Raw genomic sequence first — 12,199 nt, 5'->3', positions numbered from 1 at the left:
CATCACTCCACCTCCGCACCCATCCATCGATCAACTTCATTCTACCTATATCGATCTACCTATATCGATCGACTTGTGCAGAGGTTCCCTAGGGGTGTCTTAGAGATGGATTCAGCAGACCTCCGCACTTATCTCAAGCGGAAAGTTATGGCGATAGCTCTCGTGCTCCTGCAGATAGCTGTGCTGGGAGCCTGCACCTCTCATCCGGCGCCGAATGCAAAGCCCAATTCTGAATTTCGAGTCGCGCTGCTCACGCCCGGACCGGTTAGCGACGCGGGCTGGAATGCGGCTGCGTATGAAGGACTCGAGCTCATCAAGACCAAGCTCGGCGCCGACACCGCCCTGGTGCAGACCAAGTCGCCCGCCGACTTCGAGGACGCTTTCCGCGATTTTGCCTCGCGCGGATTCGACCTCATCTTCGCTCACGGCTTCGAGTACACCGATAGCGCCATCGAGGTAGCGCGAAGTTTTCCAAATACCTGCTTTGTGGTCAGTTCGGGAAGTGAGTCGTCGGCAAATGTCGCGTCGATAACCTTCAATGTCGATCAGGCAACCTATGTGGAAGGCGTGCTGGCAGGTGCTCTCTCGAAGACCGGAGTCGTAGGCGCCGTCGGTGGAATAGAACTGCCGCCGATACGATTGTTCTTCGAGGGTTTCAAGCGGGGCTTTCTTTCAGTGCAGCCCAAAGGTCGAATTCTGATCAGCTATACCGGCAATTTCGACGACGTCGGTGCGGCCAAGGAAGCGGCGCTGGCGCAAATCAGCCAGGGCGCGGACGTGCTGATTCACAATGCTGACGCGGCCGGCCTCGGCGTCTTTCTTGCGGCCGCACAAGCGCATGTCTTCGCCTTTGGTGTATTTAACAACCAAAACGGCGTCGCCCCGGACGTCGTCCTGGCCAGCGCCGTGACTTCGACTCCGCTGGCTTTCCTGAAAATCGCAACCGAGGTCAAAGACAAGCGCTTTCATCCGGGGATGCTGGAATTTGGAATGCAGGACGGGATGGTGCGCGTGGTGTTCAACCCCAGGCTCGAGTCGCGGATTCCCGCGGCCGCGCTCCAACGCGCGCGCAAAGTCGAGCAGGAGCTGGCGGCCGGCCGGCTGGTGCTCCCGCCAACGCTCAACCCCGGCCCGCCATGACATCCCACAAGTGCACAATTCAGCGCCGCTGGCGCCAGAGGTTAAATTCATGAAATTCGGACTGTTCGGAATCAACAGCGGAGCTTGTGCGTTACCCAAGTGTGCCGCCGCAGTCTCGCGCGCGGCCGAAGACGCGGGTTTTGAAAGCGTGTGGACGGGCGAGCATGTGATCCTGCCCGACCCGCAGGCGCCGCCCTCGCCGGTGGCGGCGGACTACCCGATGCTCGACCCTGCGGTCGCACTGGCCTTCATCGCGGCGCACACAACGAAGCTTCGCCTCGGCACTGGCATCATCATATTGCCGCAGCGAAATCCTGTGGTGCTTGCCAAAGAGCTCGCCTCGACCGACGTGCTGTCAAACGGCCGGCTGATCTTCGGTATCGGCGTTGGATATCTGAAGCCCGAGTTCGAGGCGATTGGCGCGCCGTTCGATCACAAGGGTGCGCGTGCCGAAGAGTGGCTGGCGGCGATGATCGCGCTGTGGTCGATGCCCAAGCCGGAGTTCAGCGGCAAGTGGATCAAGTTCAAGGGCGTCAATGCGATGCCGCGGCCGGTGCAGCAGCCGCATCCCGAGATCGTCTTCGGCGGGCACAGCAAGGAAGCCTTCAGTCGCGCGGCGCGGCTGGCCAAGGGATGGTACGGGTTTGCCCTGGACCTGGAGGCGACGGCGAAGTGCGTCGAGGGGTTGCGGGCGGCATGCAAGGCGGCTCGACGTCGGTTCGAGGAGCTGGAGATAAGCGTCACTCCGAGTCCACGAGTCAAGCTCGATCGCGACACCGCCAAGCGCTTCGCCGACCTGGGCGTGAGCCGGCTTATTTTGCTGCAGCGCGGCGCGGACCAAGCGGCGCTGCTCGAAGGCGTTCGCGCGACCGGGCGCGACTTGATCGGCAAGGTGTGAGGAGTGAACCCGCAGTCAAGATCTGATTCGAGTCGGTCAAAATAGGACGACGGGTGTCTCAATAGCGCGACGGCGGGCATTGACGGGTCGAGTTGCCGGCAGGACCGGCATTTTTCTGCCGAAGCGGCAAAATCCTACCGCCTGCGGCGGTCAATCGTGGCCGCAGGTCGCTTTATTCGGCTGACATTTCCGTCCGCATCACTGCGGCACGCATGTTGCGTTAACCCTCTTCATGAGCGGCTTGGGTAACGAATCAATCAAGCGAATCTGAAAAGGGGAACTCACAGATGTTGAAAAACGATAGCAGCCACGTACTGACGGTTAAGGAACTCTCGGACTATCTGAAGGTTCATCCGTCGACAATATATCGGCAGCTCAAGCGCGGACGGCTGCCGGCGTTCAAGGTCGGCAGCGACTGGCGCTTCAATATCGAATCGATCGATCGCTGGCGGCTGGATCAGGATGCGGTCAGCCCGATGTAGGACTGTCCGGGGCGTTCAGCAAAGAAAGGTGGGGAGTCAGGGGGGGGAAAGAGGGGAGTCACGCACAGGGGCGCCCGAGAGGGCGCCCGGCGTGGCTAATCACGGCGGTCGCGGCGATGGCCGACCGATCAGAGACAATTTCGACAGGAACAAATATGCGTGTGACTATTTTAGCCGGATTGATCATGGGCGTGGCGTTGGCGGTCCAGTCGGTGCTCAGCGCTCACGCCAGGGCCAAGGTCGTACATGCGGCGAGCGCTGTTCGCGTCCATCAGAGCGCGCCGTGGTATATCGCAACGAATGATGGGCACAGCGCGGATGCTCGCGGCACTCGCGCGGGACGGCCTGGGGCGAGGCTGATTTGATCGGCTCTTCGCAGCCGCAAATCGCGCGTCACGAAAGGGGGCTGCTAAGTGTGGGACGATTAGCTTCGAGAGGCGGTTGGGTTTGAGGGGCTGATCAGAACAGCGGCTGATCAGACGGCTCTGATCGCGCCTGTCGAAGCCTCATCGGCGGGACCGACGAAATCGAACGCGAGCCATCCGCGCAGCGGATCGACGCGGCTCACTTGCACCATTATCGGCATCTGATTGGGCAAGCTGGGCGCGCCGTGCAAGGTTCCGCGCACGGCGAAATCAGCGAGTTCCGCGCTTTGGCCTTCGCGTGCGACGTACGCAAGGATTGGCCCGTCAAGGGCGTGACGCTCGAGGTAGCGGAGAATCCAGTAACGCTTGGCGCGGCGTTCGAGCTCGCGCCCGGAAGCTTCCGCATTCTCGGCGCCGGCGAGCACGGTAAGTAATTCATCGACGGTGTAAATCGGCGTCTGGTTGTCGCGATTCTTAAGCGCACCCAACAGTTGCCGCTGCATGACCAGATCGGCGTAACGGCGGATCGGTGAGCTCAACTGCGCGTAAAAGTCGAGTCCGATTCCGGCGTGGTATTCCGGGTGCAGCGACAGGCGCGGGCGCTGCGACGCCAGATCGCCGCCAAGTTGCGGCTGCACACGGTAAATGATCGGAATCCGGTTCTCGGCGGCGTAGCGAGCGGCGACGAAATTGCTCAGCACCATGAACTCCGCCACCAGCGTGCGACCCGGCGACGCGTTATCGAGCACGCTGATTTCCACGTCGTCGCCGTGCACGCGGACCTTGGCCTCGCGCCGCTGCACGAGGACTGCACCGGCGGTGCGGCGCCGCTGACGAAGCTGGATAGCGGCGGCGTGCAGGCGGGAGACGGTAGCGGCGGCGTCGTCGGCGCAGGCCCCCGACTCGAGAATGCGATCGACCTGGTCGTAGTCGAGTCGGCGCATGATTGGAATTCGCGCGGGATAGATCGAGGTTTCGACCAGCGCGCCGTCAGCGGACAACCGCACGTCGGTGGTCAGCACGGGGCGATCTTCGCCGGCGATCAAGCTCGCGGCGCGGCATGAAATCGGATCGGGAAGCATCCTGATGGTTGTTTCAGGCAGATAAACCGTGGTTGCGCGTGAGGCCGCCTCCTGGTCCATCGCGCCGCCCTTGATGACGAAATCGGCAACCAGCGATATATGCACGCGCACCCGCATGCCGCCGTCGGCGAGCGCCTCGCAACTGAGAGCGTCGTCAACCTCGACGGTGTCGTCGTCATCCACGGTGACGGCGTATCCGCCGTTGGAAATCGCGCGTGGGCCAGGCACCGCCTCGGCCGCCTCCTTCATGACGGCGTCGCTGAATTCGTCCTTGAGCCCGGCGATGAACGCGAAACGCGGCACGCGCGGGCGCGCCCCGAGCCGCTCCAAAATTTCGAAAGCCGCTTCGGCGGGATCGACCTCGGGCGCTGCCTGCGCGAGCATCTGGGTCATATCGCGGCTGCGCGTGAACGGGTTCTTGAGATAGCGCGAGAGCTCTTCGATGATCGCGGCAGCTTCGGCGGCAGGCGGCATCTCGGCCCCGTTGAGGACATCGCGAAGCTGCTTCTGGAATTTACGATAGTCGTCGCTGCGCGCCCGAATCCGATCGTTCTGTATCCGCAGCCGTTCGACCTGATCGGGCGTGCGCGGCACAAAATCCATGTGGCGGCGGACGAAGTAGATGCGATCGCCCAGCAGCGCCTCGAGCATCACGGAGGCGGCGGCATTCGATCGCCGGCCGAAGAACAACTCGGCAAGTTCCGCGGCGGAAAAGCTGCGGCCCTGCTCCTGGGCGACTTCCCACAGCAACTGGAGATCGAGTTCGGCGGCCAGTTCGGCGCGCTCGCGCTCCAGGTCGGCGAGGGCCTCGGCGACGTCTTCGCGATCGGCGCGTCGATCCGGATGGCGCATCAGGACCAGATCGCGCGGAACCAGACGCTCGTGTCCGGCGGAATCGACCACGGCCAGATGGCGTTCCTGTTCCCGCGTGACCAGGGCAGCCCTGAGCCGCCCCTGGTCGAGGTACTCGACAATAGTGCCGGCGTATTTGATCGGCGATGACACGTCAAAATTCATTTTGACGACCCCCGCGGCGTAAGACTATATGGAAGAGCGAACAATCGCCGGAAAATGGATCGGGCAAACGGCGTGAGCAAGAGAATTCAGATCGACGTGCCCGACGAGCTGTTTGGGCAGCTCATGCGGGTCGCGGAGGCGATGGGGATTTCGAATCCCGGCGAAGCCGCGACCATCGGGCTGGCAGAGTGGGTCTCGCGTCGCAAGTCAGAACTGGATGACCGGGATCCAAACGAAAAATACGTTGTCAACGAGGCGCTTGATGAACTTCTCGAAAAGAAAAAATAGCTTCTCAGCTTTTTCAGTCTCCGCCATCGCGTTCAGTGTCGCCGCCCTGACGATCGCCGCGTTGCCGAGCGTGACCAACTCGATCGCGAGCGCGGCGGGCAAGGGTCTGGACGTGGAAGTACCATTCGAGATCAACGCGCTGAAGGCGCCCGGCCTCGTCGCACCGTACTTCCTGCAGGATAACCACGGCGCCATTGTGGTGTCCGACCAGGCGGGGGGAGTCTTCTCGGTCACGTTCGGCGGCAAGGTGACGCCGCTGGCGGCCAAGTCGAAGATCAAGAACCCGGCCGGAGTCGCGATCGGTCCGGCGGGATTCGGCTCATACGAGGGCAATGTTTTCGTGCTCAACACCGCCGGTGATATCAAGGCGCCGTGCGAGGTCGAACGAATCGACAAGTCCGGCGCGGTCAGCACGTTCGCCAAACTGCCCGACGCGGGCGCGGCTCCGACCGAATGCCGCGATCTGGAATTTGGCGCGGCGGGGACACCATTCGCAGGCAAGCTCTACGCGGCGACCAGCGGCAACGCATCAATCTATTCGATCGACTCGTCGGGCAAGGCGAGCGTATTCGGAACGTACAACAAACCGGTAGCATTCGAGCTGACCACGATAACGTTTCCACGCGCGTCGGATTCCAAGGCGGCTAACTCGATGCTGGTCGGGATGCGCGCGATTGGGGCTGGAGTGTCGAAGGTCGGCCGCATCAGCATGGTCGGCCCCGACGGCAAGCTGAAAGATGAAGTTTACCTGGTCGGATTCATCCGTCCGTCGGGCTTCGCGTGGGCGCCGTCAAGCTTCGGGTCATACGGTGACGAGTTTATGGTCGCGGACACCGGCAAATTTGGTTCCGAGAACAACTACGAACGGGACGGCAGCGTCTATCGAGTGGAGAAAGGGATCGCTCGGGGCTTCGCCTCGGGTCTGATGGATCCGACGGACATGAAGTTCATCGGCAACAAGGCGGTGATTTGCGATCCTACCGAGAAGGGGAAAGGACAGGGCGCAATCGTGATTATCTCGTCGCTGCTGTAGGGCGAGTACTCGAGTATAGCAACCGAATAAACTTGGCCGATCAGCGCCAGGGTTCGCGGACGACTTCGGTGTCGCCGGTCTCGCGATCGACCAGTAGCATCTCGACCTCGTTGTATTGTCCCTTGGGAAAGAAAACGTAGCCGCTCACTGTGAAGTTCTTGCGGACTTCCTCGGGTTTGAGCGAGACCGCCTCGATCTGCTGATTGGCCTGCTGGTCGGCTCTCGTTTGACCTTTTTCGGCACCGCGGATAATGCCCATTCCACCGCCGAGCGCACTGCCGATTAGCGCGCCAGCGCCCGGAGATCCGAAGCCCCAGCCGCCCGATGAACCAGCAGCGCCGGCGACTGCTCCCGCGGCAGCGCCCACTGCGGCGCCCCCGATGCCGCTGACGGCGGCGCTTTTTATTGCCCCTTCCAGCTCCTTGGCACTGCCGGCCTGTCGGGCCGCCTCACCCGGTGGGAGAGGAGCGACTCGTTCGCCGGCGCCGTTGAGCGCGAACACCTGGCTTGGCACGACCGCGCGCGGCGCATCGGTGCCGTTGGCGATCGACACGTAGACGGGCGTCACCTCGCCGACGGTAGGCGCGGCTGCGACGCTTACGGCCAGCTGGCCTTGTTGCGGAGTCGCCACGACGTTGGGGGTATGCGCGATGGGCGGCGGCGCAACGGCGCATCCGGAAATTGCGACCGCCGCCGCGATTGCGCCGGCTCGGAGTCCGATGGCAAAGCTTCGATTCATCCCGGACGCGGTTCGATTCTTCATAAGCATCGCGAATGATATTTCAGAGTCTCATTTCAATCTCTGCCACGACGCAAGTCCATACCCGCCCGCCTCGCATATATAGACGCAGCGCATGGCCGGAGGTTTCGACGAACACGCCCGCTATTGACGGTTCGTAGGCGCCGCGGGCTTGCCCCAAAATGTCCTTTTCGCTGAGGTAGCGGCCAACTAGCGACGGTGGTGGGGGTGGGGGCCCGCGCCGCATCGGCAGCCGCCGCCGTCAAGAAAGTGTTTGACTGAAACGCGAAGCGGTCAACCGCCGGCGCTCTTGTAAATCCGCGCTAAAGAAATGCCGGTCGGGCATTGCCTCGCGCCCGAAAATGGATCACTTCAAGATCTGAAACAGATTGCTGTAATCGTCGGTCCAGAGCCGCACTTGGCGGCGCGAGTCCAGGGGCTTGAGCCTGCTCGTAAACCCGGCTCGGCCCAGCACTGAATCATTGCGCGCGAGAACTATCCAGTCGCTGGGTTTAACCAGCGGGCCCCCGGATTGATGCACTTGTCCCGACTCCAGGCCAAAGTGATCGGCTATTTCCCGAATCACCGGCTGAAGGTCGAGGTACCGGTTCGTGACATGGATAGCGAGGACTCCGTCAGGGTTCAATTCACGCAAGAAGATCTCGATCGCTTCAATAGTCAGTAGATGTACTGGTATTGCGTCCCCTGCGAACGCATCGAGTACAAGTACGTCGAATCGCTGTGGGTTCCCATTAGCTAGCTCGCGCTCCATCGAAAGCCGTGCATCGCCCGGCACGATCTCGATTCTCGCGCGCGAATCCCGCAGATATGTGAAGTATCCATTCTCATTCGCCGCGATCTTCGTGACGGCCGGGTTGATCTCGTAGAAGCGAATGTAGTCTCCGGGCATCCCATATGCGGCGATCGTTCCGACGCCGAGGCCGATCGCGCCCACCCGCAGCGAGCGATCGCGAGGAACCCGCGCGAGTCGACGCGGATGATTGAGCATGATCAATCCAATGCCGCTGTCCGGACCGTAATAGGTAGTGGGTTGGCGTCTCTCATCCGCCGCCGAATACTGCTCGCCATGTATGATTTGGCCGTGCCGCAACATATAGTAATGGCCTTCGGGATTCCGACTATCTACTGAGTAAACGGCGAGGGTTCCATAAAAATTGCGGCTTGCAATCAGATTGTTTGCGCGATTTCCCTCGACGTCCACCAGCAACACGCCGCCTATCACCAGCAACCCCAGGATTGCGCACGCCTGCACGGTTGAACCAGGCCATCTTCGAGCGAACTGCGAATGCCTTTGAAACGCCACCGCGGACATTAAACCCACCGCGGCGAGCGCCGGCAGCAAATGAGGGGCCGCCCGACGGATTGCTTCCACAGGAGAATTTACGCCGATCAGCTCTGGCAACACGATCGCGCCGGCCAGCAACGCCATCGCGACCACCGGCCTGCGTTCGTGAATCCACGAGTTTGGATCTCGCATCAGTACGATGATGAGCATCAGCAGGCTGGTCCAGATTGCGAGATGAAATTCCCAGTAGCCGGTGAAGAGCGATGGTGCAATTACGACTACGAAGAGGCCGCCCAAGGCGCCACCAATCGCGACCATCAGGTAAAACGACGTGAGATATCGTTGATGCGGCTTCAGCATGACCAACTCGCCGTGACAAACCATGCAGATCGTGAATAGCAACGCCGAGTAAGCGACTATTTGAACTATGATGCTGGCGTTAGGGCTGCAGAGAACGACAAGGGCCAGGAAAACCGCAGCCGCCAACGCTGGATGAAAGACGCTGCGGCGGTACCATCGTTGATTGTCGAAACAGATGATGAATGAGAGCAGGTAGATCGCCAGCGGCAGCACCCACAGGAACGGAACGGCGGCGACCTGCTGGCAGACCTGGTTGGTCGTAGCCAGCAGCATCACGGATGCGACCGTCGCGAGTGCAATCCAAAGAATTCGAGTCGATCGAGTAGGGCCCGTGATGCGCAGGTCCTCGGATTCGACAATGCCAACTGCCGAAAGATCGGATCGCGCCACGTGGCGGATGCTCCGGGCGCATAGTCCAACGCCGATCGCGAATCCGGCAAAAAGCAGCGACCACACGATCGCCTGCGCTTTAAGAGTCAGTGCAGGTTCAACCAGGAAAGGATAAGTCACCAGAGCGATTAGCGAGCCGACGTTTGATAGCGCGTACAATCGATAGGGCGAAGCGCCTTGGTGCGATCGCGCGAACCACGCCTGTAGCAGCGGCCCGGTAGTGGACAGGATGAAGAAGGGCAGTCCGATGCTGACTAGCAAGAGGATGAAGATTCTTGTGATCGGGAGATCGGGATCAGGAGGCTTCCAATTCGGCCCGGGCGTGATTGGCGATTGCCAGGTGAGTGCGAGAGTGCCCATCAGCAGGACGCATGCGCAGACGATCGCAATGTGAACAATTGCCTGCATCCGCGGCTGCAGGCGAGTTGCAATTAGATGCGAATATGCGTACCCGACGACTAATACCAGCTGAAAGAACAGCATGCAGGTGATCCATACCGCCGATGTGCCTCCGAACCAGGGAAGGATGTATCGAGCTAATAGTGGTTCAACCTGGAACAGCAGAAACGCGCCGGTGAAGATTGTGATGGCATAAGTGAGCATCGACGGGCTTAGTCGCTTGCAGGCCGCAAGCCTCCGGGGCCCATCTCAGATGGAGCAATTATGCGGCCAACTAGCGACGGTGGTGATGGGTGCCCCCGCCACCACCTCCACCGCCAATATAAGGTCCGGGAGCGAATCCGCCAATCCAGATTAGCGGTGGAGGAAAAAACCCACCGTTTAGAGCGTTCAATTGGGCAACTTCCTGGTCCCCCGATTCGGCGGCATACTCTGCAGTATCGTTTTCCTGTCTCATCGCCATCTGGTAGCGGTCGAATTCATTTTGGTGTCCCTCATACACGCAGGCGCAGACGTCAGGGTCGTAGTACCAGTAGACCTTGCCGGATTGGGCCGCATAGCTGCGAATCTCGTACGGCGGAAGATTTTCCACGAGCCCGACTTTATCGGAGGTGTCGAGTTTGATCGTGGTGAAGCCCGCGTCGGACAGCATCGCTTCGGTTTTTTGAACGGCCTCGGGCCGCGAGGCTTCATAGTGATGGTATAGGGAGCAACCCGGCGCGATCAGCGCCAATAGACACGCGACAATGAACAACCTTTGCGGCAAGGAGTCCGCCTCTTCGTCGATGCAATCGGCGACCGCCAGGATGCACGGCGCGCCGCGGCGTCGAGCATATATCGATCGCGCGCCAGACCGAAAGAACAATTGCGGGCTCGCTCTGAATCGCGGCACGAGGGCGTGCGTGGGCACACCGAGGCGCCATCTTCGCGCGCGCGCGTGTTTATGATTTAACGATCTTGTTCGCTTACGAGCCGGGGTGGCGAAATGGCATACGCAGAGGACTTAAAATCCTAAAATCAAAATCAGAAATCAGAAATTATCCCCTAAAATAAAAGTCTTTTAGGTGGGAAAATCCACTCGCTCGGCTTGCACAATGCTTGCACATTCTGCTATGTTTCAGGGTGTTCGGACGGCATTTTTCAGTGAGCGAACACCACACAATCCTCGGCGGCAAGGTTCACGTTTACAAACGGCCGAACAGCCCCCGCTGGCAATGCGCCACCTATCTCGGCGGTAAAAACCGCCGCACCACCACGAAGGAAGCGAGCCTCTCCAAAGCCAAGGAGATTGCGGAGGACTGGTATCTCCAGCTTCGCGGCAAGCTGCGCAACGGCGAAATCAAAACAGAAAAGACCTTCGCCGAAGCCTCGGAACAGTTCCTGCGCGAGTACGACCTCATCACGCGGGGCGAGCGCAGCAAGGTTTACGTGAACGGCCAGCACTGGCGGTCACGCGTGCACCTGGTGCCGTTCTTCGGCCCCTTGGGCCTCTCGGAAATCACCGCCGGCAAGGTCCAGGAATACCGCATCCACCGCCTTGAAGAAGCGACGGCGAAGCGCGGCAAGCCGCCGGCCCACAACACCACGCATCAGGAAATCGTGACCCTCCGGCAGACCTTGAAAACCGCCATCCGCCAAGGATGGCTCGACCGTCTGCCGGACCTTTCCGAACCCTACAGGTCATCGCCAAAAATCTCGCACCGGGCCTGGTTCTCCCCCGAAGAATACAGAAAGCTCTACGAAGCCACCCGCAAGCGCGCACACGAGCCGAAGGCGCCGCGCTTCAAATGGGAATCGGAACAACTGCATGACTACGTTCTGTTCGCGGCCAACACCGGCCTGCGGCCCGATGAAGCATGGCGGCTTCAATTCCGGGACGTGACGATCGTCAAAGACGACGCCAGCGGCCAAACCATCCTTGAAATCGAGGTACGCGGAAAACGCGGCGTCGGCTACTGCAAGAGCATGCCCGGCGCAGTCATCCCCTTTGAGAGATTGAAGGCCAGACTTCGTCCGGCGCGCGCCGACCACGCTGCCAAGGACGACAACGGAAAAAACGCCACGGCCAACGGCTCCGCAGAATTACGCCTGCCGGGACCGACAGACCTCATCTTTCCGAAATGGCAACGCGAGTTGTTCAAGACCATCCTCGATGAAGAAAATCTCAGGTTCGACCGTGAGGGCCGCCCTCGAACGGCCTACAGCCTCCGGCACACATATATATGTCTGCGCCTGATGGAAGGCGCTGACATTTACCAGATCGCCAAAAACTGCCGCACCAGCGTCGAGATGATCGAAAAATATTACGCGTCGCACATCAAGACCAACCTCGACGCCGCCGCCATCAACATCATGCGGCCAAAGCCAAAAACGAAGAACCCACCCGACAAGTCACCGCCAAACTGACGTTACATCCCGCTGCCCGCTGTGATAAAAAGCCCTAAATGACCAGCCACGCGGGCGTGGCGGAACAGGCAGACGCAACGGACTTAAGGGAACTTGAGTGCTCGCCTGGGAAACCGGCGATGCAGAACTGCCCAAATTCGGGGAAACCTGAAATGGCAATCCCGAGCCAAGCCCGGCCGGAAAATTCCAGCCGGGAAGGTGTAGAGACTAGACGGGCAGCACCTAAGCCCCGGACCTTTCCGGGGGACGGTGAAGGGATAGTCCAGACCGCAAACCTGACGCCGGCGTTTCAAA

10 protein-coding genes are annotated in these 12,199 nt (G+C 60.5%); 6 read left to right on the top strand and 4 right to left on the bottom strand.

The window, feature by feature from the left end; translation table 11 throughout:
- The first annotated feature begins 147 nt into the window (after nucleotides 1–147).
- From ABSB13_RS15240 to ABSB13_RS15230, 3 genes are all read left to right on the top strand, one after another.
- Nucleotides 148–1,140 carry a BMP family protein gene (locus ABSB13_RS15240; protein WP_428110066.1) on the top strand — a complete coding sequence of 331 codons (993 nt, stop codon included), beginning with the start codon at nucleotides 148–150 and terminating at the stop codon, nucleotides 1,138–1,140.
- A gap of 49 nt (nucleotides 1,141–1,189) precedes the next feature.
- Complete coding sequence (locus ABSB13_RS15235) at nucleotides 1,190–2,038, top strand: LLM class F420-dependent oxidoreductase (protein ID WP_428110065.1); 849 nt, start codon at nucleotides 1,190–1,192, stop codon at nucleotides 2,036–2,038.
- Nucleotides 2,039–2,325: 287 nt separating this feature from the next.
- Entirely contained in the window at nucleotides 2,326–2,520 is a 195-nt protein-coding gene (locus ABSB13_RS15230; protein WP_428110063.1) for a helix-turn-helix domain-containing protein, read from the top strand.
- Nucleotides 2,521–2,995: 475 nt separating this feature from the next.
- On the opposite strand, the gene ABSB13_RS15225 is transcribed toward ABSB13_RS15230, so the two are convergent.
- Entirely contained in the window at nucleotides 2,996–4,984 is a 1,989-nt protein-coding gene (locus tag ABSB13_RS15225; RefSeq protein ID WP_428110062.1) for a ribonuclease catalytic domain-containing protein, read from the bottom strand.
- A gap of 72 nt (nucleotides 4,985–5,056) precedes the next feature.
- On the opposite strand from ABSB13_RS15225, the gene ABSB13_RS15220 reads away from it, so the two are divergent.
- Complete coding sequence (locus tag ABSB13_RS15220; protein WP_428110061.1) at nucleotides 5,057–5,272, top strand: hypothetical protein; 216 nt, start codon at nucleotides 5,057–5,059, stop codon at nucleotides 5,270–5,272.
- Nucleotides 5,247–6,305, top strand: a complete 1,059-nt coding sequence (locus ABSB13_RS15215) for an NHL repeat-containing protein (RefSeq protein WP_428110059.1) — start codon at nucleotides 5,247–5,249, stop codon at nucleotides 6,303–6,305. The genes ABSB13_RS15220 and ABSB13_RS15215 overlap by 26 nt, the downstream gene beginning before the upstream one ends.
- Before the next feature lie 40 nt (nucleotides 6,306–6,345).
- On the opposite strand, the gene ABSB13_RS15210 is transcribed toward ABSB13_RS15215, so the two are convergent.
- The 3 genes from ABSB13_RS15210 to ABSB13_RS15200 form a co-directional block, all read right to left on the bottom strand.
- Nucleotides 6,346–7,068: a hypothetical protein gene (locus tag ABSB13_RS15210; protein ID WP_428110058.1), complete on the bottom strand. Its 723-nt coding sequence runs from the start codon at nucleotides 7,066–7,068 to the stop codon at nucleotides 6,346–6,348.
- A 343-nt stretch (nucleotides 7,069–7,411) separates the two neighbouring features.
- Nucleotides 7,412–9,703, bottom strand: coding sequence for a fused MFS/spermidine synthase (locus tag ABSB13_RS15205; RefSeq protein WP_428110056.1), 2,292 nt, complete (start codon nucleotides 9,701–9,703; stop codon nucleotides 7,412–7,414).
- Between the two features lie 70 nt (nucleotides 9,704–9,773).
- On the bottom strand, nucleotides 9,774–10,232 hold the full coding sequence (locus ABSB13_RS15200) for a hypothetical protein (RefSeq protein WP_428110055.1): 459 nt from the start codon (nucleotides 10,230–10,232) through the stop codon (nucleotides 9,774–9,776).
- 410 nt (nucleotides 10,233–10,642) lie between these two features.
- Here ABSB13_RS15200 and ABSB13_RS15195 point away from each other — a divergent pair, with 410 nt between their 5' ends.
- On the top strand, nucleotides 10,643–11,905 hold the full coding sequence (locus tag ABSB13_RS15195) for a phage integrase SAM-like domain-containing protein (protein ID WP_428110054.1): 1,263 nt from the start codon (nucleotides 10,643–10,645) through the stop codon (nucleotides 11,903–11,905).
- Nucleotides 11,906–12,199 lie beyond the last annotated feature (294 nt).

The organism is Binatus sp. (SeqCode) (assembly GCF_050013435.1).
Classification (GTDB): Bacteria; Desulfobacterota; Binatia; order Binatales; family Binataceae; genus Binatus.
Note: the sequence above shows the minus strand (reverse complement) of the source record. Positions and strands in the feature narration are given on the sequence as shown.

What these genes read in the sequence shown, in the direction of transcription:
- ABSB13_RS15240 (WP_428110066.1), top strand. Translation starts at nt 148, where the DNA reads ATGGCGATAGCTCTCGTGCTCCTGCAGATAGCTGTGCTGGGAGCCTGC.
- ABSB13_RS15235 (WP_428110065.1), top strand. Translation starts at nt 1,190, where the DNA reads ATGAAATTCGGACTGTTCGGAATCAACAGCGGAGCTTGTGCGTTACCC.
- ABSB13_RS15230 (WP_428110063.1), top strand. Translation starts at nt 2,326, where the DNA reads ATGTTGAAAAACGATAGCAGCCACGTACTGACGGTTAAGGAACTCTCG.
- ABSB13_RS15225 (WP_428110062.1), bottom strand. Translation starts at nt 4,984, where the DNA reads ATGAATTTTGACGTGTCATCGCCGATCAAATACGCCGGCACTATTGTC.
- ABSB13_RS15215 (WP_428110059.1), top strand. Translation starts at nt 5,247, where the DNA reads ATGAACTTCTCGAAAAGAAAAAATAGCTTCTCAGCTTTTTCAGTCTCC.
- ABSB13_RS15210 (WP_428110058.1), bottom strand. Translation starts at nt 7,068, where the DNA reads ATGAAGAATCGAACCGCGTCCGGGATGAATCGAAGCTTTGCCATCGGA.
- ABSB13_RS15205 (WP_428110056.1), bottom strand. Translation starts at nt 9,703, where the DNA reads ATGCTCACTTATGCCATCACAATCTTCACCGGCGCGTTTCTGCTGTTC.